This is a genomic window from Micromonospora sp. NPDC002575 (genome assembly GCF_042889525.1).
Taxonomy (GTDB): domain Bacteria; phylum Actinomycetota; class Actinomycetes; order Mycobacteriales; family Micromonosporaceae; genus Micromonospora; species Micromonospora carbonacea.
Genome location: NZ_JBIARA010000014.1, coordinates 53,879 through 76,906 on the forward strand (window position 1 = coordinate 53,879; position 23,028 = coordinate 76,906).

General features: G+C 71.8%; 20 protein-coding genes and 1 pseudogene. 8 read left to right on the top strand and 13 right to left on the bottom strand.

Annotated features, from left to right (window positions below):
- Positions 1-4: 4 nt before the first annotated feature.
- From ACFYWL_RS21010 to ACFYWL_RS21025, 4 genes and pseudogenes are all read left to right on the top strand, one after another.
- The gene (locus ACFYWL_RS21010) at positions 5-748 is read left to right on the top strand and encodes an SDR family oxidoreductase (protein WP_386975133.1); all 744 of its coding nucleotides are present in this window, start codon (positions 5-7) and stop codon (positions 746-748) included.
- 150 nt (positions 749-898) lie between these two features.
- A pseudogene (locus ACFYWL_RS21015) lies at positions 899-2,177 on the top strand (hypothetical protein).
- Positions 2,174-2,746 carry a flavoprotein gene (locus ACFYWL_RS21020; RefSeq protein WP_386975135.1) on the top strand — a complete coding sequence of 191 codons (573 nt, stop codon included), beginning with the start codon at positions 2,174-2,176 and terminating at the stop codon, positions 2,744-2,746. Before ACFYWL_RS21015 ends, ACFYWL_RS21020 begins: the two are co-directional and overlap by 4 nt.
- A gap of 466 nt (positions 2,747-3,212) precedes the next feature.
- Positions 3,213-4,460 carry a S8 family peptidase gene (locus ACFYWL_RS21025; protein WP_386975137.1) on the top strand — a complete coding sequence of 416 codons (1,248 nt, stop codon included), beginning with the start codon at positions 3,213-3,215 and terminating at the stop codon, positions 4,458-4,460.
- Positions 4,461-4,468: 8 nt separating this feature from the next.
- Here the strand turns inward: ACFYWL_RS21025 and ACFYWL_RS21030 are convergent, their stop codons facing one another.
- From ACFYWL_RS21030 to idi, 10 genes are read right to left on the bottom strand one after another with little or no spacing between them, the layout of a single operon-like run.
- Positions 4,469-5,770, bottom strand: coding sequence for an FAD-binding oxidoreductase (locus tag ACFYWL_RS21030; protein WP_386975139.1), 1,302 nt, complete (start codon positions 5,768-5,770; stop codon positions 4,469-4,471).
- The gene (locus ACFYWL_RS21035; protein ID WP_386975141.1) at positions 5,770-6,579 is read right to left on the bottom strand and encodes a hypothetical protein; all 810 of its coding nucleotides are present in this window, start codon (positions 6,577-6,579) and stop codon (positions 5,770-5,772) included. The genes ACFYWL_RS21030 and ACFYWL_RS21035 overlap by 1 nt, the downstream gene beginning before the upstream one ends.
- Positions 6,563-7,378, bottom strand: a complete 816-nt coding sequence (locus tag ACFYWL_RS21040) for a class 1 isoprenoid biosynthesis enzyme (RefSeq protein ID WP_386975143.1) — start codon at positions 7,376-7,378, stop codon at positions 6,563-6,565. The genes ACFYWL_RS21035 and ACFYWL_RS21040 overlap by 17 nt, the downstream gene beginning before the upstream one ends.
- Positions 7,363-8,616, bottom strand: a complete 1,254-nt coding sequence (locus ACFYWL_RS21045; protein ID WP_386975145.1) for a hypothetical protein — start codon at positions 8,614-8,616, stop codon at positions 7,363-7,365. The genes ACFYWL_RS21040 and ACFYWL_RS21045 overlap by 16 nt, the downstream gene beginning before the upstream one ends.
- Before the next feature lie 28 nt (positions 8,617-8,644).
- Positions 8,645-10,780, bottom strand: a complete 2,136-nt coding sequence (locus tag ACFYWL_RS21050) for a geranylgeranylglyceryl/heptaprenylglyceryl phosphate synthase (protein WP_386975147.1) — start codon at positions 10,778-10,780, stop codon at positions 8,645-8,647.
- Positions 10,750-11,586: an SPASM domain-containing protein gene (locus tag ACFYWL_RS21055; RefSeq protein WP_386975149.1), complete on the bottom strand. Its 837-nt coding sequence runs from the start codon at positions 11,584-11,586 to the stop codon at positions 10,750-10,752. The genes ACFYWL_RS21050 and ACFYWL_RS21055 overlap by 31 nt, the downstream gene beginning before the upstream one ends.
- Complete coding sequence (locus ACFYWL_RS21060) at positions 11,583-12,779, bottom strand: hypothetical protein (RefSeq protein WP_386975151.1); 1,197 nt, start codon at positions 12,777-12,779, stop codon at positions 11,583-11,585. The genes ACFYWL_RS21055 and ACFYWL_RS21060 overlap by 4 nt, the downstream gene beginning before the upstream one ends.
- Before the next feature lie 17 nt (positions 12,780-12,796).
- Positions 12,797-14,569: an ATP-binding cassette domain-containing protein gene (locus ACFYWL_RS21065; protein ID WP_386975153.1), complete on the bottom strand. Its 1,773-nt coding sequence runs from the start codon at positions 14,567-14,569 to the stop codon at positions 12,797-12,799.
- On the bottom strand, positions 14,566-16,311 hold the full coding sequence (locus ACFYWL_RS21070) for an ABC transporter ATP-binding protein (protein WP_386975155.1): 1,746 nt from the start codon (positions 16,309-16,311) through the stop codon (positions 14,566-14,568). Before ACFYWL_RS21070 ends, ACFYWL_RS21065 begins: the two co-directional genes overlap by 4 nt.
- A gap of 4 nt (positions 16,312-16,315) precedes the next feature.
- Entirely contained in the window at positions 16,316-16,903 is a 588-nt protein-coding gene (idi, locus tag ACFYWL_RS21075) for an isopentenyl-diphosphate Delta-isomerase (RefSeq protein WP_386975157.1), read from the bottom strand.
- A 340-nt stretch (positions 16,904-17,243) separates the two neighbouring features.
- Between idi and ACFYWL_RS21080 the strand changes: the two genes are divergently transcribed.
- From ACFYWL_RS21080 to ACFYWL_RS21090, 3 genes are read left to right on the top strand one after another with little or no spacing between them, the layout of a single operon-like run.
- Complete coding sequence (locus ACFYWL_RS21080) at positions 17,244-18,329, top strand: polyprenyl synthetase family protein (RefSeq protein ID WP_386975159.1); 1,086 nt, start codon at positions 17,244-17,246, stop codon at positions 18,327-18,329.
- Positions 18,330-18,373: 44 nt separating this feature from the next.
- Positions 18,374-19,318 carry an NAD-dependent epimerase/dehydratase family protein gene (locus ACFYWL_RS21085; RefSeq protein WP_386975160.1) on the top strand — a complete coding sequence of 315 codons (945 nt, stop codon included), beginning with the start codon at positions 18,374-18,376 and terminating at the stop codon, positions 19,316-19,318.
- Between the two features lie 13 nt (positions 19,319-19,331).
- Positions 19,332-20,114, top strand: coding sequence for a glycosyltransferase family 2 protein (locus ACFYWL_RS21090; protein WP_386975162.1), 783 nt, complete (start codon positions 19,332-19,334; stop codon positions 20,112-20,114).
- Positions 20,115-20,169: 55 nt separating this feature from the next.
- On the opposite strand, the gene ACFYWL_RS21095 is transcribed toward ACFYWL_RS21090, so the two are convergent.
- From ACFYWL_RS21095 to ACFYWL_RS21105, 3 genes are all read right to left on the bottom strand, one after another.
- On the bottom strand, positions 20,170-20,868 hold the full coding sequence (locus ACFYWL_RS21095; RefSeq protein WP_386975164.1) for a hypothetical protein: 699 nt from the start codon (positions 20,866-20,868) through the stop codon (positions 20,170-20,172).
- Positions 20,865-21,545 carry an ABC transporter ATP-binding protein gene (locus ACFYWL_RS21100; RefSeq protein WP_386975166.1) on the bottom strand — a complete coding sequence of 227 codons (681 nt, stop codon included), beginning with the start codon at positions 21,543-21,545 and terminating at the stop codon, positions 20,865-20,867. Before ACFYWL_RS21100 ends, ACFYWL_RS21095 begins: the two co-directional genes overlap by 4 nt.
- Positions 21,546-21,989: 444 nt before the next feature.
- A complete protein-coding gene (locus tag ACFYWL_RS21105) occupies positions 21,990-22,199 on the bottom strand; it encodes a hypothetical protein (RefSeq protein ID WP_386975168.1) in 210 nt (69 codons plus the stop codon).
- Between the two features lie 22 nt (positions 22,200-22,221).
- On the opposite strand from ACFYWL_RS21105, the gene ACFYWL_RS21110 reads away from it, so the two are divergent.
- The gene (locus tag ACFYWL_RS21110) at positions 22,222-22,518 is read left to right on the top strand and encodes a tetratricopeptide repeat protein (protein WP_386975170.1); all 297 of its coding nucleotides are present in this window, start codon (positions 22,222-22,224) and stop codon (positions 22,516-22,518) included.
- The last annotated feature ends 510 nt before the right edge of the window (positions 22,519-23,028 follow it).

A 23,028-nucleotide genomic window follows, 5' to 3' on the forward strand; every position in this document is an offset into this window, starting at 1 on the left:
AACGATGAGCACGTACGAGGGCAAGACCGTGGTGATCACGGGAGGCGGCAGCGGAATCGGCCTGGCCACCGCGCGGCTGCTGGTGGACAAGGGAGCACGCGTCCTGATCACCGGGCGCGACCACGCGACCTTGGACGCCGCCCGTGATCAGCTCGGCGAGAACGCAATGGCCGTACGCAGTGACGCGGGATCGGTACCGGATATCGAGGCACTGGCCGGCCGGGTTAGGGCGGAGTTCGGCACCGTGGACGCCCTGTTCGTCAACGCCGGCATCAACGGCTTCGCGCCGTTCGAGTCGACCAGCGAGAAACTGTTCGACCAGCTCCTCGCCGTCAACGCCAAAGGCCCGTACTTCACGGTGCAGAAGCTCGCTCCACTCATGCCCGACGGCAGCGGGGTGGTGCTGACCACGTCCGTCGCGAACGTTCTGGGCCTGCCCACGCTCAGCGCCTACGCGGCCACCAAGGCCGCGGTGCGCTCGATGACGCGCAGCCTGGCGCGCGAATTGCTTCCGAGGAAGATCCGCGTCAACGCGGTCAGCCCCGGCCCCATCGACTCCGGCATCCTGGCCAAGTCGATGCCGGCGGAGATGGCCGAGCAGACGAAAGCGCAGATGGCCGCGGACAACCCGATGCTGCGGATGGGAACGCCGGCCGAAGTCGCCAGGGCAGTGGCGTTCCTCGCCTTCGACGCCACCTACACCACCGGCGCCGAACTCACGGTCGACGGCGGAGGCTCCCAGCTCTGACGAAGCACGCCGACAACATGGGCTGTCACCCCTCGTGCCACTACCATCGGCAAGCAGGCGAACAGCCCCCTATCGGGGAGGACATGCGATGACACTCCGGTAACGACCTGGACCGGCCGGGAGGCGACCGCGCTGCGCCAGGCGTTGCGGATGAGCGTCACCGCCTTCGCCGAACACCTCGGCGTAGCTCGACGGACGGTGGCCAAGTGGAGCAGCCAGGGCGACAGGGTCCTCCCACGCGCCGACATGCAGGCCGCGCTGGACACCGTGCTGACTCGCGCCACATCCGACGTCCGGCAACGCTTCGAAGCCCTACGTTCAACCGGCACCAACGGTGCACCCGCGTGCATCACACCGGCGCGCCCCGGCTCAGAGACCGATACTGGAGACGACAGGCACAGCGGCTCGGGCTCGGGTGGGGACGTGCGACGGAGAGACCTTCTACGCGCGACTGCGGCCGGCGTTGCCGCCGGGCCAGGTGTCACGCCGTTGCTCGACGCGCTTGTCTCACCACGGCATCCACCTGGGGCGCTGCTGTCCGTCCAGCAGCTCAGCCACGCGGTCGCCGCGTTGAAACGCGACTACCAGGCCTGCCGGTACACACGCGTCCTCGACGACCTCGTCGCGCTGCTACCAGCCCTCGAACCCGCCAGAGCCAACGCCGAAGACGAGCAGCGCGCACAGGCCGACATCCTGGCCACTGACCTTTATCACGTCGTCGGCAGTGTCCTGCTCAAGGTGGGCGACCGAGGGATGGCCCTGGTCGCGGCCGAGCGGAGCACCCGCGCCGCGACAGCGAGTCAGGATCCGGTGGCCGTCGCCACGAGCGCACGGATCATGACCCATGCCCTCATGAGCAACGGCCACGACGACCAGGCCGTGGCCCTCTCCGGGCACGCCGCCGACGCCCTCGACCGAGACACCCGCCTCGACTCCACCGACGCGGTCGCCGTGTACGGCGCCCTCGTCCTCCGAGGCGCCGTCGCCGCGGCCCGCAAGGACGACCGGGACACCGCACACGCCATGCTCGACGAGGCGACCCGCGCCGCCGCCCGACTCGGCTACGACGGCAACGACCGGTGGACCGGCTTCGGCGCCACCAACGTCCTGCTGCACCGCGTCAACATCGCCCTGGCCCTCGGGGACGCGGGAAACCGCCATCACGCTCGCCCGCACGGTGCCCCTGGGCAAGGTCACGCTCGCCGAACGCAGAGCCTCGCTGTACGTCGACGTCGCCCGCGCCTACACCCAGTGGGGCCGCCACGAACAGGGCCTCCACGCGCTGCGCGCCGCCTACGACGTGGCACCCGAGGAGATCCGCTGCCGCCCAACCGTCCAGCGCATCGCCAGCGACCTCGCCCTCCTCGCCAGAGGCCAGGTCCGCACCGCCGTCGTCGACTTCGCCCATACCGCTGGGATCCCGCTGTGAACAACGGCCACCTACAGATCGTCGTCTGCGGTGCCGGACCCGCTGCCGACGTGACCAAACTGATCAGCACCGCCCTGGCCCGGTCGTGGACGGCCACAGTCACCGCCACCCCCAACGCCATGGACTTCCTCGACCTACCAGGCATCGAGGAACTGTCCGGCACCCCCGTGCGATCCACCTACCGCGCCTCCCCCGGCCGCCGGCGCTCGCTTCCCGCCGCCGACGCTCTGGTCATCGCACCGGCGACGTACAACTCCATCAACAAGATCGCCCTCGGCCTCGCCGACAACTACGCCATGACCACCGTCGCCGAACTCATCGGACGGCACATCCCCACCGTCGTCGTCCCCTTCGTCAACGCCGCACTCGCCACCCGACTCCCCTTCCGCCGCGCCGTGACCAGCCTCCGCGACGAAGGAGTACACGTCCTGCTCGGCCCCGAGGACAAGTGGGAACCACACCCACCCGGCAGCGGCAACGACCGTCAGCACGCCTTCCCCTGGGCGACGGCGTTCGACACAGCAACCAGGCACGCCCACGAGACGCAGACGCTGACGCAACACCGATAGCCGCGACTCAGACCAGCCGACTCGCGTAGCCCGCCACCACCAGACGGTCGCCCGCCGCCCAGCCGCCCACTGTCAGGCCACCCGTCCACCGGCAGCCGCAACGGTCCAACGGCCCCCGAGCACCCACCGAGCCCGGCCAGTCATGCCGGTGGTCCCTGTTCCAGGATCGTCACGCCGTGAGCAGCCAGGGCGATGACGCCGTTCCGCGTTGGAGACCGGTGAGGCAGGCTCCAGGGCGGCGGCCCGGACAACAGCCGCCGCAGTCGAGGCGGCGGAAGCAGCCCTGATACGTCGAGCCAGAATTCCTCTCACCCCACGCACAAAAAGACTCATGTCGATTGGCTGGGCGATTCACACGATGGAATCAGGTCAAAATTCCGCTGTAGGATCCGGCAAAGCCGTCCAGACCATTCAATCGGCGCGTCGTACGCCCGCCGGAATGGCCGGAACAAGGGGAGGCCGGGAGATGAGACTCCACCGCCGCACGATCTCCGCCCGCGAGAGTCGAGCCGGAACGGCCGTCACGGCCATGCTCGTCACCACGGCCATGCTCACCATGGTGGCCGGACCGGCCGCGGCGACCCCCGCCGCCGAGTCGCGGTCCGGGGCGGCCGGCGAGATCCTCGACGCCGGCGACGGCACCCCCGTGCCCGGCAGCTACGTGGTCACCCTCAAAGAGGGTGCGGGTTCGGCCGGCGATCGGCACGCCGGCGTGGCCCGCCTCGCCGACCGGTACGGCTTCCGCCCCGACCACGTCTGGCGCGACGCGTTGAACGGCTTCTCCGTGCGGACCTCCGAGCGGGTCGCCCGCCGGCTGGCCGCCGACCCGGCGGTGGCGGTCGTGGAGCAGGACCGGCTGACCAGCCTGGCCACCACCCAGACGAACGCGCCGTGGAACCTCGACCGGATCGACGCGCCACTGGGCCTCAGCGGCACCTACGACTTCACCAGTGTCGGGACCGGCGTCCGGGCGTACATCGTGGACAGCGGGATCCAGATCGGCCACGTCGACTTCGGCGGCCAGGCGGTGTACGGCTACGACGCCGTCGACGGCACGTTGCCGGCCAACGACTGCAGCGGGCACGGCACCCACGTCGCCGGCACCGTCGGCGGGACGACGTTCGGGGCGGCCAAGAACGTCGTGCTGGTCGCGGTCAAGGTGTTCGACTGCGCCCTGCCCAGCACGCTGTCGATGCTGATCAACGGGATCAACTGGATGATCGCCAACCACCTCGCCGGGCAGCCGGCCGTGGCGAACGTCGGCGTGCTGACCAGCCCGACCGTCGCGCTCGACACCGCGGTGGCGAACGCGGTCGCCGACGGCATCACGGTGACGGTCCCGGCCGGCAACTCGAACGTCAGCGCCTGCACCGTCTCGCCCGCGTCCGCGCCGACCGCGCTGACCGTGGGCGCGACGCTGACGAACGACAACCGGGCGAGCTGGTCGAACTTCGGCCCCTGCCTGGACATCTTCGCCCCCGGCGACCGCATCACGTCGGCCTGGTGGAACTCGACCACCGCCACCCAGACGATCAGCGGCACCTCACACGCCGCGCCGCTCGTCGCCGGCGTCGCCGCCCGGGTGCTCGCCAACAACCCGACCTGGACGCCGGCCCAGGTGGCCAGCTACCTGTTCAGCGTCGCCAGCCCGGTCGTGGTCAACCCGGGGGCCGGCTCGCCCAACCGTCTGCTGTACCTGTCCCCTCTGCTCTGAGCGGCGGATCAGAGCGAAAGCCGCGGGCCGAGCACGGCATTGGGGTCGTAGCGGCGCTTCACCTCCCGCCACCGGTCGACGGTGGGCACACCGAACTGTGCACGGTAGAAGTCCCGCTCCGCCCGGTGATAGCCGTGCAGGTACTGCCGGCCGCCGAGGTCGTGACAGAGCACCCCGGCGGCGTCGAAGTGCTCCCGGTACTCGTCGACGCGATCCGGCGGCACGATGCAGTAGAAGCCGAAGGTGCGCACCCGGTCGGCGTCGGGCAGCGGGCTCAGTGGCGGCCGGGGCCGGTCCCCGGCGCGCAGGAAGGCGCCGTTGACCACCGGGACCACGGCCGGATCGGCGAACCGCTGCCGGACCGCGGCGAAGAAGGCGTCGGCGTTCTCCATCGGCAGGAAGAAGTCGCTCCACAGCCGGCGCGCCTCGGTCTCGTCAGCCAGCAGTCCGGCGGCGACCTGGCCACGGGCGATGCCGACGGAGAACCCCGCCTCCGCCTCGAACAGGCGCTGGTGGTAGTCGGCGACCAGGGTCTCGTCCGGCTCGGCCGCCGCGTCCCGCGCCGACCGGCCGACTTCGACCTTCCACCGGCCGGCGGCGGTGGAGTACACCGCGCGGCACACGCGGAGTCGCTCGTCGGCCCACACCCGTTCCGCCACCGTGGCGAGGTCGTCGCCGTCGACCCGGCGGACGAGGACCGCCGGGTCGGCCGGGACCACCCGCAGCTCGGCCCGGACGATCAGACCCACCTGGCCGAGGCCGCAGAGCGCGTACGAGAACAGGTCGTGGTGCGGGCCGTCGGCGGTGGCGTGCACCAGCTCGCCGTCACCCGTGACGACATCCAGGGCCACGACCTGGTCGGCGACCGCGCCGACGAAGGGCGACGTCGGCCCGAAGCCGCCGACCGACAGCGTGCCGCCGACCGAGGCGTGCTCGTTGCTGGTCACGACCGGCAGGGCGAGGCCGTGCTCGTGCAGCCAGCGGTGCAGCGTTCCCCAGCGCGCCCCGCCCTCGACCCGCACGACCGCTTCCCCGGTCAGCTCCATCCGGTCCAGCGCGGCGGTGTCCAGCACCAGCCCGTCGGTGAGGCTCTGCCCGTTGCTGCTGCACCCGTTGCCCCGGGCGACGACCGGCAGGCCGTGGGCGGACGCGTACCGCACCGTCTCCTGGACGTCGGCGATCCCGGCGGCGAGCACCACCGCCTGCGGCTGCCGGCGGCGGACCCGGCCGAAGTCCCGGTGCCACTCGTCGGGCGCCGGGTCCAGCAGCTTGCCGGCCAGCAGCCGGGCCAGCGATCGATGCGACGCCATCACGCGGTCGTGGCCGGCCGGCTGATCAGGCCCTTGAGCTTCGCCGCGAAGTGGTCGAAGAACGGCACCATGTCGCAGACCGGGTCGCCCTGCCGGACCGCCGCGACGGCCCGGTCGCGCCACTCGTCGATCGCGGCGGCGACGTCGGCCAGGTCGACCGCGCCCGAGGCGACCAGGTGGGCGAGGTTGCCGTCGCGCTCGTCGATGTCGTCGAAGTCGACCGCGTCGTCGCCGATCATGTACAGCACGCCCAGCGCCTCGCCGAACTCGCGGGCCGGCTCCACCAGCTCGGGGACCCCACCGGCCAGGCAGTTGACCGCGGCGTAGTTGGCGAGCATCACCCCGGCCTTGATCCGGGCCGCCGCGATCCAGGACTCGACCGTCGTCGGTCGGGGCGCGCTGACCTCGACGATCTCCTGCCGCCAGATGTCGCGGTAGTCGTCCTCCAGCGTCCTGAGCACCTCGACCGGCCGTTCCCGGCCGGCCAGCAGCGTCGTGCCGACCGACAGCAGCTGGACCCCGAAGATCTGGTCGCGGGGCGAGAGCGGCTGGTCGTCGTCGATGAGGTCGTCGATCAGCTTCACGCCGACCGCGTGGATCGAGACCCCGGCGCCGAGGTCGGCCCGCGCCCGCGGGTCGCGCACCCACAGCGTCGTGTAGTACGGCGTACGCGGGTAGCCCTGCAAGTCGCGGACGAAGGCCAGCCCCTGCGGGGACATGCCCAGGCTGGTCAGCTCGGCGAGGCACCGCTGGACCACCCGCGCCTGGCTGTCGTCCATCTCGGCCTTGAACTCAGGAAACGTCAACACGGTCGTCCTCCAGGAGAAAGGTGATCAGGCGGTCGGCGAAGTCGGCCATGAAGCCGGCGATCGGGAACTCCGGCGGGAACTCGGCCAGGGCGCGCAGCGCCTCGGCCCGCCACCAGCGGGTCGCCGCGACGGCCGCGTCCCGGCTCACCCGCCCGGTGCCGATGAGGTGGCACAGGTTGCCGCCGGCCTCGCCGAGGTCGCGGTGGTCGCGGATGTCGTCCCCGATCATGAACAGGACACCGAATGCCTCGCAGAACGCGCGCGCCGCCGGCAGGCGCTCCACGACGTCGGCCGCGAGGCAGGCGGCGGAGGCGTAGCACATCATCATCCGGCCCGACTTGATGCGGGCGTAGTGGATCCAGCTGTCCAGGTCGTGGGCCGGGCGTTCCGCCTCGTTGATCTGCTCCCGCCAGATCACCTCGTAGTCCTCGTCGAAGACGCGCAGCACCTCGGCCGGCCGGTGGTGGGCGCCGAAGGCCGCCGTGCTGCTCTGGGTGAGGAACATGCCGAGGATCTGGTCCCAGGGCCGGATCGGCTGGTCGCCGTCCATCAGGTCGTCGACCAGCTTGATGCCCATCGCGTGGGTGCAGATCGCGATCCCCAGCTCCTGGCGCTGCACGGGATCCGGCACCCAGAGCGCGGCGAAGTACGGGATCCGGGGATAGCCCTTCATCCGGCGGACGTACTCCAGCCCGGCCGGGGTCATGCCGATCCCGGCCAGGCGGTCGGTGACCCGCTCCAGCAGGACGCGCTGGGCGACCGCCCACTCCTCGTCCAGGCCGCTCACTCCCGAGAGCACGACGCCACCTCCCCGTCGGTCGGCGGCGGCGCGCCGTCGAGCACCGCGGCGACGGCGGCGACGGTGCGCCGGCGGGCCTCATCCGGGTCGAGCAGCGTACGGGCGAGCGCCGCCGCCCGGCGGCGGCGTACGGGCAGCTCGGCGGGGTCGCCCACCCAGCGGACGGCGACCTCGACCAGCTCCTCCATCCGGTCGAAGCCCTGGCCGACGCCGTGTTCGGCGAGGAACGGCCCGACCCACTCCTCCATCGGCAGGCCGGAGCGCACCAGCAGTTGCGGGATGCCGAAGTAGAGCCCCTCCAACATGGAGTTCGGCCCGGTCTTGGAGATGAACAGCGGCGCGTCGGCCGCGTTGAGCCAGGACAGGTAGCGCAGGTAGTCCCCCTGCGCCAGCCGGTCGAAGGTCTGCCAGGCCGGTGTCTTCAGCTCGGTCAGCAGCTCGGCCGCCTCGGCGGCCAGCGCCGGATTGTTGTACGCGATGAAGACCAGCGCCGCGTCGGGGTGCGCGCGGGCGATCCGTTCGAGGGCGTCGAGATACTCCCGGCCGCCCCGGTTGGACAGGATCAGGATCCGGGTGCCGGCCGCGGTCAACGCCGGATCGAAGCCGTCGCCGCCCTCGACGGCGGCGCCCTCGAAGACCTGGGCGGCCTGGGTCTGCGCGAGCAACCGGCCGACCGGCACGACCCGCTCGGGCCGGTAGCCGTGCTCGCGGACGAGATAGTCCCGGGCCCGGTCGAACTGCACCAGGTGTACGGGCAGGTGGGGCGCCCGGTGCACCGGCAGCCGGAGCAGCCCCTCGTTGGTCACGTAGTTGACCACGGGCGCCGTCAGGCCCGCGACCCGCAGCGCGGCGTGACACAGCCGGGTGATCACGCCCTTGGTGCCGATCACCAGGTCCGGTCTCGTCCGGGTGAAGTGCGCGACGACGGACGCCAGCCGCTCGGCGGTCGCCGGCGGCACCGGGTCGTCGTCCAGGCCCGCCGGCAACCGGCCGGTGAAGTCGGCCATGAGGCGCAGATATCCGGCCCGGACCTCGTCGGCGGGCAGCCGGGCCGCCACCAGCTCGCGGATGGCCGCGCCGGCCTCGGCGAACTGCGGGAAGATCGTCTCTGCCTCGACGACGGTGACGTCCGCCTCCGCCAGACCGGCGGCCAGGGCCGCGGCGAGCGTCCGGCCGGCGAGGAGGTTCCCCAGCTCCCCCCAGGTGCGCATCGAGACGACCTGCACGCTGCGGGTCATGCCCACTCCCTCCGTCGCGTTCGCGGTGTCATGCCAGCAGTCCCGGGTTGAACAAACCGTGCGGGTCCAGCTCCCGGCGCAGCCGGCGCAGGGCGGCGAGGTCGGCCCCGTACATCGACTGCAGGTCCGCCTCGGCCAGGTCGTACCAGCCGGCCAGGTACGGTCGGCCGCCCAGCGCGAGGCACTCGGCCAGCGCCCGGCGGTGCATGCCCTGCACCCGCTCGACGCCGGCCCGGTCGCCGCGCGGGACGCTGAAGTAGAGCCCGAAGCCGAGGGCGAGGCCCCGCAGGCCGGCCGCCGGGGTGAACGGCACGCCCGGGCGCTGCTCCGGGCGGTGCACGCCGAGCATGAGCAGCCGGCCGCCGCCCTCGCGGTAGCCGGGGGTCGCCAGGATCTCCGCTTCGAGGAAGCGGGCGAACTCGGCCGCGGCCGGCGACGACAGGCAGTAGTCGGCCCAGATGAAGTGCACCGACGGGTCGGCCGGGTTGCGCCGGGACTCCCGCATGGACCGCAGCGGCCAGTCGGCCTCGACGCGGATCTCGGCCCGGCCGGGCAGCCGCTGCGGCGGCGGGGCGCCCCGCATCCCGTACGTCGCGACGAACCCGCCCTCGTAGTGCTGGGCGGAGAAGAGGTCCACCGGCGTCCGCTGCTCCCCGGCCAGCCACCCGACGTGCTCGACCAGCGCGGTCAGCGACGGGTGCCGCTGCGTCGCGATGGTGGTGAGCCGCTGGTAGCCGACCGTGCGCAGCACCACCCGGTCCAGCACACCCAACTGGCCGAGCGACCCGATGCCGTACCGGAACAGCTCCGGCGACTCGTCGGGCGAGCACCACCGGGCCTGCCCGTCGGGCAGGATCAGCCGGAACCGCTCGACCAGGTCGACCTGGCCGCCGTGGGCGATCGTGCCCTCGCCGTAGCCGCCGACCGACAGCGTGCCGCCGATCGAGACCGTCAGGTGGTTGGTCAGCACCGGTATGCTGCGCCCGAGCGCGTTCAGGGCCGTCTCGGCGGCGTGCCAGGCGGCCCGGGCGGACACCTCGGCGGTGCCGTCGTCGTGCAGCCGGACCTCGGGGTCCCCCGGCTCGCCGACGATCAGCACCCCGCCGTCGGACAGGCCCTGCCGGCCGAACGAGTGCCCGCTGCCGCGTACCGCCACGGGCAGCCCGGCCGCGCGGGTGGTCCGCAGCACGTGCGCGACCTCCTCCGCCGAGGTCACCGGGGCCACGACGGCCGGCAGCAGCTCGTGTAGGCGGCCCACGTTGGTGGCGTACGCCCGCCGGCCGGCCGGATCGGACCGTGCCGGGCGGCGCAGGCCGCGCTGCAACTCGGCGACGAGCGCCGGGCGGGCGGCGGGGTGACCGTCGCCGCCGGACCGGCCGCCCCGGCGGCCGGACAGCTCGCGCAGGGTCTCCCGCCAGCCGGCGGTCTCCAGGCCGTTGCCGACGACGACCCAGTCGACGCCGCAGTCGTGGTACTGGCGGACCTGGCGGTACGAGCGCACGCCGCCGCCGACGAACAGCAGCTGCTGGGGCGCCAGGCCGCGCCGGTAGGCACGCAGCACCGCCTCGGGGACGCGGCCGTGCCGGTAGAGCAGGTATGCGAGGTCGAAGTCGCCGGCGGCGACCGCCGCCACCAGCCGGGGCAGTTCGCTGCCGCCCTCGGCCGTCGGTGGCGCCCCGACCGCCTCGTGGGTCTTGCCGTCGCTGCCGAACGCGAACGACGCCGACCGCAGCAGCTCGGGCGCCGCGCCCCCGAGCGCCGCCGCGGCGACGGCGGTCTCGTTCGTGCCGCCGGAGACGAAGAAGGACCGCAGCGAGTTCGGCACCGCGTGCACCAGCACCGCGTCGGCGCCGGGGCACAGCGGGGCGCCCCGGCCGGGTATCGACGGGAAGTGCAGGACGATGGGCAGGTCCGTCCGCTCGCGCAGGGCGGCGACGTAGGGCGCCACCTGCCGGTCGAACGCGGCGTTGTCGGTGCTGCCGACGAGCAGCACGGGATGGCCGAGGTCGGCCGCCGCCCGCGACTTCTCGACCGCCTCGGCGAGCGGCACCTTGTACGGGTCCACGACGTGCAGCAGCCCGGGGGCCTGTGCCCGCAACGCCGTCAGCACCGGCGCGGCCACCGGGACCGTGCTCAGATTCCCGGGAAGTCGCACTTCGCGCATAGGTCGGTCCGCTCCTTTCGCAGCAGGCTCGCGCGGCGGGCGGTGTACTTCTCGTTGTTCCAGATCTCCTCGATGGTGTTGTCGTTGACGTTGCCCATGACCTCCTGCACGCTCCAGTCCTGGCAGCACAGGACGACCCGGCCGTCGTGGGTGACGTAGAACTCGTTGAACGGCCGCACGCAGAACTGGTTGAGCAGCACGGTCGGCCGGCCCAGCACGTTGCCGGCCCGGTTGGTCAGGGTGGCGTTCGGATCGCGGTCGACCAGCACCAGCTCGGGCCGGGCCGGGTACTGGCGGACCTTGGCCAGCACCGACAGGTCGGTGGTGTAGTCGTTGACGACGACGGTGGCGTACTTCGTCAGCTCCTCGGCCAGCTCCTCGGTCAGCTTCGAGCCGTTGGTCTGGATGGAGATCGACGCCTTGGTCCGTTCCTTGGCCATCCGCACCATCTCGGGCAGCCGCCGGTCCAGCAGCGGCTCGTTGAACAGGTAGGGGTGGATGACGCCGGTGAAGTCGGCGAGCTGGTCGAGCAGCGACTCGTAGAGCTCCATCGACATCCGGCCGGACGGCATCTTGAGGGTGCCGATCGGGCAGAACGAGCAGCGGTAGTTGCAGCCGCTCATCGTCTCGATCGCGATCATGCTGAACGCCGGCGGCGTACGGCTGGACTTCTGCTTGAGCCAGGCGGCGTCGCTGAGCGCCTTGGTCCCGGCGCCGTGGAGGTAGGTGCGGGACACTCCGCTGAGCACGTTGAGGACGCCCTTGCCCTGCGCGCGCTGCTTGATGTACTTGGCGATGTCCGTCATGCGCGTTCCCCTCGGGAGATCGTGGGAGACACCGGTGGCGGCGAGGCCGCCGGTTTGGTGTGCCGGGTGTACGCCGACCACGGGATCTCGCGCCGTGGCCGCCCGGCGACCCCGCGGGCCGCGAGCCCCAGCGCCACCCGCGAGAACCAGGCGAAGTGGACCGACTTGAGCAGCCACTTCTTCGCGGCGAAGCGGGGGCCGTGGCCGCGGGCCGCGGGCGCCAGCGGCCACAGCCCGTAGAAGTACATGCGCCAGTACCGGCCGGCGACGTCGGCGGGGAAGTCGGACATCAGCACGGCCGCGGTCAGCAGCGAGCGGTTGACGCGGCGTCTGATCTCGCCCGCCGGGCCGCCGGTCAGGTGGTAGCAGGCGGCGTCCGCGACGATGTGCGTGCGGTGCAGCGGGTTCTCGTGCCGCGGGTCGAGCAGCGCGAAGCAGAAGTAGTCGTCCTCGCAGGTGTAGCGGTCCGGGATGCCATGGGCCGCGAGGTCGGCGTCGACGACCATGCAGCAGCCGTGCGGGTAGCCGAACTTCGGCGTCTTGGTGATCTGCTTGCCCCGGTGCAGCAACCGGGCCGCCGCGTACGGGTTGGGCTTCGGCACCTTGCTCGCCCCGGCCGAGCCCCGCGCGCCCCGGGCGAGGAAGTCCTCGATCAGCCGTCCGATGCAGCCCCTGCTGAACGTGACGTCGTCGTCGACCCACGCCACGCCGGCCAGGCCGAGGCCGGTGGCCAGTTCGAACGCGGCGTTGAGCATGCGGCTCTTTCCGGCCTGCGGCATGGCGATGCCGACGAAGGCCGGCCCGTCCGCGGAGGCGGTGGCCTCGCCCAGCCGCTCCAGCCGTTCGATCGCCTCGTCGTGCTGGTCGTCGCGCCACTGCATGCCGACGACCAGCACGCGCGGGCGGGCGGCCACCGCCGGCGGAAGGTCGGCGAGCTGGGCGAGGAGCTCGTCGACGGTCTCGCGGTGGCTGGACAGCGGCGCCCGGCCCACGTACGTCGGCAGGACCAGCGCGAACCCACCGGCGAAGCCGACGCCGAGCTCCGCGGCGACGGCCGAGACGGGCAGCGCGGCCCGGGCACCGGACGTTCCTGGACGGAACACCACGCACTCCGTCGGCGGCGGGTCGCCGGCGGCGGGCTGGTAGCCCCGCCGGATGGCCCAGCGGACGGGCCGGGTCAGAACCTCGATCATCGGTACCTCCGCATGGGTCAGGCGCTGGCGGCGGCGGACCAGAGCCGGCGCATCTCGTCGGAGCTGTCGAGCAGGTCGTCCAGGGCCCCGGCCGCCTCCAGCCGGCCGTCGCGCAGGACCACGACGAGGGCGGCCCGGCGCAGCACCTCGGGCCGGTGGGACACCGCCAGGACCGTGCTCCCACCGTCGCGCAGGATTCCGTCCCACAGGGCGTCGCTGGTCGCGGGATCGAGCGCGCTGGAGACGTCGTCGCACAGCAGCAGCGGGGTACGCCGCACGAGCATCCGCGCCACCGCCACCCGCTGCGCCTGGCCGCCGGACAGGCGCAGCCCCCGCGGCCCGATCACGGTGTCCAGGCCCTCGGCCATCGCGGCCAGGTCGACGTCGAGCGCCGAGCGGGACACCGCCTCGGCCAGCCGGTCGTCCGGCAGCCCCAGCAGGATGTTCTCCCGGATCGTGCCGGTGAACAGCCGGGGCGCCTGCGGCGTGTACGCACACCGCGGCGGCACCAGCACCGACCGGCGGTCCGCGGGCAACGGGACGCCGTCCCAGCGCACCTCGCCGGTGACGGCGGGCACCTGGCCGAGCAGGGCGCGCAGCAGCGTGGTCTTGCCCGAGCCGACCTGGCCCACCACGACCGTCAGCCGGCCGGCGGGCATCGTGAACCCGATGCCGGACACGCCGTGGCCGGCGTCGTCGTGCCGGGCGGTGAGGTTCGTGATCGTGACCGTCGGCGGGCCGCCGGTCGGCGGCGGGGGCGCGGGCCGCCGCGGAGCGCCGATCATCGCGCCGGGCCGGGCGTGGTCGAGGTCCATGCCGTGCCGGGGGTGCAGGTGGCCGCCGGTGATCGCGGTCATCCGGCGCAGCGCGACGAGCACGCGCTGCAACTGGACGGTGAGCACGCCGAGCGAGGCGAGCGTGTCGACGAGCAGTTGCAGGTAGAAGGTGAACAGCACCATGTCGCCGATGGACAGCCGGTCGCCGCTGATGGCCGGCGCGGCGATCAGCAGCACGATGCCGGTGCCGAGCGGCGCGGCGTTCAGCAGGGTGCTGCGCTGCACGGCGACAGCGAGCTCCTCGGAGATGGCGACCCTGGCCCGGACGGCGTTGAGCGCGTCCAGGCGTCGGGTGACCGCGTCCTCGGCACGCGCGGCCTGCACGCCCAGCGGCACGCTCATCACCTCGCGCAGGGCCTCGCTGACCAGGGCGGTCTGGGCGCGGCTCCGCTCGCGGTAGGACATCATCCGGCGGTGCACCAGGCGCATCACCGCCACGATCACCACGAACAGCCCGAGGATGCTCAGCGTGATGAGCACGTCGATGCGGAGCATGATGGTGATCGCGGCGACCGCGAACAGCCAGCGGGCGATGTTGATCGGTGACCACACGACGAAGAAGCCGGCGTCCGCGGCGTCGGCGCCGACGGTCGTGACCGCCTCGCCCGCGCCGACGTGCCCGGCCTCCGGCGGCGGTTGGAGCAGCGACTCGAACAGCGACAGCCGCAACGCGCCGACCGTGTGGTATTGCATCCGCGGTTCGAGCCACGGCACGACCGTGCTGAACTGCAGGGAGATGCGCGCGGCCTCGATGCCGGCGACGAGCGCGACGAGACTCCACAGGTTCAGGCCGGCGGTCGACTCGCCGCTGAGGGAGTCGAAGGCCATCTGCATCAACAGGCCCAGGGCCAGCATGCCCAGCCGCAGCACCGCCCACACGGCGGCGAGCACGGCGTACCGGCGGCCACGGCCGGCCAGCAGCAGGCGTACCCGGTCGGCTTTCGTCCCGGTCACGTCAGGACCGCCCCGCGGGGCAACAGCCGGTCGGCCGGCTCGCCGACGCCGCCCGTGTAGTCGGCCCGGGACGTCAGGCGGGCCACCCGGCCGTCCTCGACCACCATCACGTCGTCGACGATGGTGAGCGTCTCGGGCCGGTGGGCGATGATGAACGCCGTCCGACCCGCGACGAACCTCTCGATCGTCCGGCGCAGCCGCCGCTCCGCGTGCGGGTCCAGCCGGGCCGACGGCTCGTCCAGCAGCACGATGTCGGGATCGGTCAGCAGGGCGCGGGCCAGCGCGAGCAACTGCTCCTCGCCGGCCGACAGCCCCGCTCCGCCCGGTCCGATCCGCGTGTCGAGGCCCTCGGGGAGCGCGGCGTACCAGGTGTCCAGGCCGGCCTCCTCGACCGCCCGGCGCAGCTTCTCGTCGGGCCACCGGTCGTCGAAGAACGTGAGATTGTCCCGCAGCGTGGCGGCGATGACGTGCACGTCCTGGGTGACGAGCGTGATGCGGGAGCGCAGCGCGGCGACGTCCAGCTCCCGGATGTCCGTGCCGCCGATCGAGACCACGCCGGCCTGCGGGTCGTACTGGCGGAACAGCATCCGCAGGATGGTCGACTTGCCGCTGCCGCTGCGCCCGACCAGGGCCACCCGGCGGCCCGGCGCGATCGTGAACGACACGTCCGACAGCACCGGGCGCTCGTCGTAGGCGAAGGTGACGCCGGTGAAGCTCACCGCGCCGCGCCCCGGCGGGAGGGCGCCGCCGCCGTCGGGGACGATGTGGGCCTCGCCGAACAGGTCCTCGATGCGGCGGACGCTGCCCAGGACGTTCTCCATGTCCTGGAAGCGCGAGGTGATGCTGACCAGGGGCATCCGCAGCAGGATCGCGTACGACAGGCCCGCGAAGACGGTGCCGACGCTGACGCCGCGGTGCTGGCTGAGCCACACGCCGGTGGCCAGCGCCGCACAGAGGTTGACGGCGGTGAGCACCTGGACGGCCGCCGGCCAGGTGACCGTGGCCCGCGCGGCCCGCCTGGCCAGTCGGTAGTGGTGCAGGATCCGTTGCCAGGCGCCCTCCAGGGCGTGCGCCGTGCCGCCGTTGGCGTTGAGCTCCTCCCGCCCGGTCAGGTTCTCCTCGAGATAGCCGAGCAGGCCCGCCTCGGCCCGCTGCCGGTCGGCGATGAGCGGCACCGCGCGGCCGAGCAGGCGGCGCAACAGGAGCAGCATCACCACCGCGAGCGGGGTGAAGAGCACGCCGTAGCGCCAGTCGAGCAGGAAGAGCGCCGCGACGATGCCGATGATCAGCAGCAGCTGGGCCGCGATGTCGAGCACCAGCTCGGACAGGAGCTTGGCCAGCCGGGTGACGTCGCCGTCCATCCGGTCGACCAGTTCCCCCGGCGAGTGCCGGAGGAAGAACTTCGGGCCCTGCCGCAGGACGTGGGCGAGCAGGTCGCGGCGCACCTCGTTGGTGGTGCGCCAGGCGACCCGGCCGGAGACCCAGCCGGTGCCGACCGACAGCGCCTGCCGCACGGCCGCCAGGACCACGAAGACCATCGCGTATCCGGCCAGCTCGTTCTGCGACCGGCCGGCCACCGCCGCGTCGATGAACCGGCGTACGACCTGTGGCGCCACCAGTTGGGTGCCGACGTCGAGCGGGATCAGCGCGGCCAGCAGCAGAAACCAGCGTCGATGGCTGCGGACGTAGCCCAGGTAACGGGCCCAGTTCGTCTCGACCGCCCGCTGCTCCTGTGCGGCCATCTGGTCAGCCGCGCCCGGCGACCGCGGCCCGGGCGGCGGGGGGCAGCTCGGCGGCGTCGCCGGCGGGCCAACGACCCGGCACGGGTCCGATCTCGGACAGTTCGTCGGCCTGCAACCGGCACCACGGCGACAGCGTCTCGTCGGCGCGGGTCCGTTCCCGGAACGAGTCCCAGCCGACCCACTCGATCCGGTCGACCTCGTCCGGGTTCGGCACCGGGTCGCCGGCCGTTCGGGCCACGTAGACCGGGCACATCTCGTTCTCGACCACGCCGTGGAGTTCGGCGCGGTAACGGAAGCGGGGCAGCACCAGGCGAAGGTCGCTCAGCGTGAGCCCCAGCTCGGCCTGCGCCCGCCGGTGCACGGCGTCGTCCATCGGCTCACCTGGGCCGGGATGGCCGCAGAAGCTGTTGGTCCAGATACCTGGCCATGTCCTTTTCCGCAGCGAGCGCCGTGACATTAGGAACTGTCCACTATTGCTGAAGACGTAACAAGAGAATGCTAGATGCAGCGGCGTGTCACCGGTGTGGACGGTGCGTTTGTCCTGCTCACCAACTGCCCTGCCGTCGTGATCGAGTAGCACGACGAGCTCCATGCCGCTCCCCCGCCATCCGGATCGGTCGATTTCGCTCGCACAACAATCCACGGGCAATCGACTTCCGTCAACCCTGCTGAACAAACCGGTCAACCCGGAAAATCGAGGATGAACGAAGTTTCGGGCCCCCGGACGGCATCCGGATCCGCTACAGTCGATGCCTGTCCGGCCACGAGGGGTGACACCCGGGAGCTCGCCTCACCCCTGACCGTGACAGAGCGCAATCGTGTTCCAGCGACGTCCGGCCAGGTCCTGTCGCTTCAGCCTGCGTGGCCGTTCAGCCTGGTGATCGGACACCTGTCACCTGCCGTCGACTTCGCCTCGACCGGACGGAGGACACTTGACCGCCACCCGCGAGACCGACCGAGCCGTGCCCGGCCTCGACGTGCCCGCCCTCAGGGCCGAGGTGGAGAACACGATCGACAGCTTTCTGACAGCCCGGCGGGACATGAACGCCAGCCCCGAGTGGCGCGACGGTGTCGACGCCCTACGTGCCCTGGCACTCGCCGGGGGCAAGCGCACCCGGCCGACGTTCTGCTGCCTGGGCTGGCGCGCGTTCGGCGGCGGCGACCACCCCGGCATCGTCACGGCCGCCGCCGCGCTGGAGCTGTTCCACCTCTTCGCCCTGGTCCACGACGACATCATGGACGACAGCGACGTCCGGCGCGGCAACCCGACACTGCACGTGACGATGGCCGAGGCCCACCGGCGGCTGGGCTGGCGCGGCAACCCGGAGCACTACGGCCGCAACGCGGCGATCCTCTGGGGCGACCTCTGCCTGACCTGGTCCGACGAGGCGTTCCACGGCTGCGGCCTGCCGCCGGAGCGGGTGTCGGCGGCAGCGGAGCTGCTCAACCTGATGCGCGTCGAGGTTCTGCTCGGGCAATATCTCGACATCCGTGGCGAGGCCGTCCGGGCGGACCTGGCCGACTGCCTCACGATCCTGCTCTACAAGTCGGCGAAGTACACCGTGGAACGCCCGCTACAGATCGGCGCGATGCTGGCCGGCGCGGCCCGACCCGACGTGGAGCGGCTCTCCCGCTTCGGCGTGCCGATCGGTGAGGCGTTCCAGTTGCGCGACGACATCCTCGGCGTCTTCGGCGACGACGCCGTCACCGGCAAGTCGGTCCTGACCGACCTGCGCAGCGGAAAGTCCACCGTGCTCATGGCGCTGGCCCGGGAACGCGCGGACGCGGCCCAGGCCGCCGAGATCGCCCGGTGGCACGGCAATCCGGACCTCGGCGAGCGGGAGGCCCAGCGCCTGCGGCACATCGTGCGGGAGACCGGCGCGTTGCGGACGGTCGAGGAAATGATCCACACCCGCACCGAGGAAGCGGTGGCGGTGCTCGACTCCCTGCCCGTCGTCGGGGAGGCACGGGAGGCGCTGGCCGCTCTGGCCCGCACGCTGTCGGTCCGGCGGAGCTGACGGTCCACCCTTCAACGCACGTCGCATGACGGAAAGGGACGGGAATGACGGTTCACGACACCCGGCGCACGGTGCTGGTGACCGGGGCCGCCGGGTTCATCGGGCGACACCTCGTCGAGCACCTGAGCAGCCAGGGCCGGCCGGTGATCGGCGTCGACCTGCGCGAGGCCCCGGCCTGGCCGACGGATGCGGCGTCCGTGCGGCACGTCGTCGCCGACCTGCGCACCGCGGACCTCCGCCCGCTGCTCGACGGGGTCTCCTCGGTGGTTCATCTCGCCGCGTTGCCCGGCGTCCGGCCGTCGTGGGACCGCTTCGACGAGTACGTCGAGTCCAACGTGCTCGCCACCCGCCGTCTCCTGGAGGCCGCCACGGAGACCGGCCTGCGACGGCTGGCGATCGCCTCCTCGTCCAGCGTCTACGGCAACCAGGACGGGGCGATGACCGAGGACCAGCCACCCGCCCCCATCTCCCCCTACGCGGTCACCAAACTGGCCGCGGAACACCTCGCCCTGGCCTACGCGGCCCGCCCCGGCTCCGCACTGACCACCATGGCCCTGCGCTTCTTCACGGTCTACGGCCCACGGCAGCGGCCCGACATGCTGATCTCGCGGATCATCTCGGCGATCCAGGAGGGCCGGGAGATCCGGGTGTTCGGCGACGGGTCGCAGCGCCGCGACTTCGTCTTCGTCAAGGACGCCGTGCGCGCGGTGACGGCGGCCGTCGACGCACCCGGTCCGAGCCGCGTGTGCAACGTCGGCACCGGCGAGCAGATCTCCGTCACCGAGATCATCGCCCTGATCAGTGAGCTGATGGGCCGCCCGGCGACGGTCCGGACCGAATCCCACCGGGCCGGCGACGTGGTGTCCACGCGCGCCGACACCACCCGCACCGCCCGGGTGCTCGGATTCCGCGCGTCGGTCTCCCTCCGCGCGGGGCTCCGGGCGCACATCGATGCGGCGCGGAGCGAGTCGATGCCCGTCGGCGCCTGATGGGCCGCCGCCCGTGCTGACCGTGGTCGTGCCGCACTTCCGCTGCGCCACCTACCTGCCGGAGTCGGTCGCCTCGATACTCGGGCAGACGCATCGGGACCTGCGGCTCGTGGTCGCCGACGATCACTCGCCGGACGACGACTGGGTCACCGCGCTCGCACCGTGGCGGGGCGACCCACGGCTCACCCTGCTGCGGGCGTCGCGCAACGTGGGGCCGCTGCGGCTGAAGAACGCCGTGATCCAGTCGGTGTCCACGCCGTACATCGGCTTCCAGGACGCCGACGACGTGAGCGAGCCGGACCGCTTCGCCCGCCAGCTGGCCCTCCTGGAGCGGGGCCGGGCCGACCTCGTCGGTTGCGGCTACCGCATCGTCGATGCGCAGGGCAACCCCCAGGGTGTACGCCACATGCCGCGCAACGGCAACCTGGCGCACCGGTTCGGCCGCAAGACCGTCGCGCTGCACCCGGCGACGGTCGTCCGGCGCGAGGTCTTCACCCGGCTCAACGGCTTCGACGGCACCGCCGCCTTCGGTTCCGACACCGACTTCCAGCTGCGGGTCGCCTGGCTCTACCGGATCCGCAACCTGCGCAGGCCCCTCTACCGCTACCGGGTCTGGCCGGCCTCGCTGACCGCGGCGCCGGAGACGGGCTTCGGGTCGCCCGCCCGCGACGAGTGCATGCGCCGGATGACCGAGCTGGAACAGCGCCGCCGGCAGGCACGCGGCCGGACGGAACGGCTGCCGTTGCTGGTGGCGCCGCCGAACGACGTGCACTTCGAGCTGCACGAGGTGGCGTGAGCCCGACGCGACGCGGCTGGATGGCTCGCCGCCCCACCCCGCGTCGGGCTCGCTGCTACGACGTGGCCGCCCGGACCCGCATGTGCCTGCGCCGCCGAAGCCGCACGCTGGCCAGCACCGCCGTGACCAGGATCAGGCCGGCGCAGTAGAGGGCGCCGTGCAGCAGACCCTCGCGCAGGTGCTCCGGGTCGCCGCCGTCGAGGCCGTAGATTCCCACCTGCTGTGTCGACCAGAACGGCAGGGCCTTGGCGAGCTTCTGCCCCGGGTCGACGAGGAACTGCAACCCGGTGATCGAGATCAGGACGAGCGTGCCCTCCAGGTCGTGCGGGGCCGCGGCGCTGATCAGCAGGCCCAGCGGAGCGGCGACCACGATCGTCAGCCCGAACTCGATGGCGACGGCCCCCGGCCGCTGAAGATTGTCCTGGTCGACATAGATGATCACCCAGTAGATCGCGGCGAGCGCGGCGCCCAGGGCCAGTAGCGCGGTGAGCGTGCCGAGGTAGAGGTGCGCCGGCTGATAGCCGAGTTGGCGCAGGCGTCGTTCCACCGCCTTCGTGGTGTTGCTCAGGAACAACCCGGCGGTGCTCACCGCCCAGGCCAGGCCCAGACCGGCGAAGCGGATCGCCTTCTCCGGATTGCCGTCGTGGCGGGCCATGTAGAACAGCAGTGGAACGAACGCGAGCAGCGCGAGGGCGACCCGCCGCCGGACCAGGTCCCGGCCCATCATCTCCGCAATGGTGAAAAGCTTGGTCATGACCCGGCGGCCGCCTTCGCTCCGAGATCGAGAACGGCGTCGACCCGATCGAGTGAATTCAACATGTGCGTGATGACAAGCGTGGACTTGCCGGCGTCACGCCGCTCCAGCACCCAGTCCCAGAAGTCGATGTAGCTGCCCCGGTCGAAACCCTGATAGGGCTCGTCGAGCAACAGGATATCGGGGTCGGTCAGCGCGGCGAGAATGAGGTTCAGCTTCTGCTGGGTGCCGCCGGACAGGTGCCTGGCCTGTGTCGCCATGCCACCGTCCCAGGCCAGGCTCTTGGCGAGCCGTCGACCGGTCGCCCGGGCCTCGTCCCGGCTCATCCCGTGCCCGGCGCCGAACATCGCGAAGTGCTCGTCGGCGGTGAGGAAACCCATCAGCCCTGCCTGCTGGGGACAGTAGGCCATGCTCCGGTCGACTTCCACCACGCCGCTGGACGGACTGACCAGGCCCGCGCAGATCTTCATGAGCGTCGACTTGCCGCAGCCGTTGGCGCCGATGATGGCGACCACTTCGCCGGCGCGCACGGTGAGCTCGACGCCCTTCAGGACGTGGTTCTTGCCATACCGCTTGTGAATGTTCGAGGCATGGAGTCGAATCGGTCTCGATGAGTTTCCCTCCGTTGGACCGGGCCTGGTGGCGGTCACGTCCGAGGCGCTGTCACTCAGATCCATAGGTGCACCCTAGTGCACCGTCACGCTCGGCAGCGGGCACGATCTGACTGGATCAACGTGTCGTTCCTACGAACTTCCTCGCGCCGGCCGGCCGGTCCGGCACATATTTCGAGGCAAGCGGCGATCTTGCCTTCTGGGATTGGCCGTCAGCGGCCTGCTAAAGGAACTTGCTGCGATACGTCGAGGCCGGGTCCGCCGCACGGCGGCGGCGTTCCGCGAGTTCGTCCGGCGTCACCGGAAGGTGAACTCGGTTCCGCTCTCGATGATCGTGAACGTCTCCTCGAAGTCGTGCCGGTGCGGCGCCGGGCCAGCGCCGTCGGGCATCCGCATGTCGATCAGGCAGTACCCGCCGTTGGGCCGCCCGCCACGGTCAGCGAGCGGGGCGGGTCGTCGTCGGGAGCATCGCGGTCGTCCCCTTCGGCGCCTGGTCGGGTGGCTGGATGATCAGGCGTCGGCCACGACGATGACGACCTTGCCGCTGGGCAGCGCGCCCGCGGCGGCGTCGGCGTGCAGCGCCGGCAGTTCGGCCAGCGGCACCCGTTGGGCGACCTCGACGCGCAACTCACCGGTGTTGACGCGGGCGGCCAGGTCGGCGAGCTGGTCGGCGTCAATCGGCTGGGGCCACGCCCGGGCCGGCGACCATCGCCACTGCATCACCCGCTGCGAACGAGCGCTGGTGCTACACCAGGAGCTCGGCAACCGCCTGGCGGAGTCGGCCACCTGGCACAGCCTGGGCTACGCACACCACCACCTAGGCCACGACCGTGAGGCCACCGCCTGTTTCGAGCGTGCGTTACGGATAACCCGGGAGATGAGCGACCGGGACGGCGAGGTCACCATACTCAACGACCTCGGCGATGCTCTGCCGGCGACACCGACGCGGCCCGCCACGTCTGGCAGCACGTGGCGGACGTACTCGGCGCGGCAGACCCGTCGGTCGCCGATCGACTTCGGATCAAGATTGCGACGGTGAAGTTTCGGGACGAACTGATTCCTCCGGGCAGTGTGCACATCCGTGCGCACTGATCCGCGGATTCCCCGGCACATCGGCGGTGCCATGGTCTTGGCTGTCGCGCGCGGCCGCACCGCCGGTGCCGGCCACGATGACCGCGGCGCAGAAGATCGCCATTGACAAGCGACAAAGTAGGACATTCATGGTTCACTCCACGGACGCTGGCCGGCTTTGGAATGTCGAGAGTAGCAATTTGTGAGCCAGGCACTGACTTTCGTACAAGGATTGAAAGACGGGCGTCTATTTGATCATGGGGGTTCGGGTTCGAGGGTCAGGCCGGTCTGGACGAGGAAGCGCGCTGGCTACGCATCGACTTCCCCGATGATGAGCGCCGCCGGGCGCCGTCACCGCCGCGCGGACGACCCAGTCTTCGGCGGACGGGTCGGCGGCGATCTGGAGTAGTCGCATCCGCCACAGCCAGTCGACCTCGTCGGAGAGGAACCATTCCGAGAGCGGAACACCGGTGAGCGT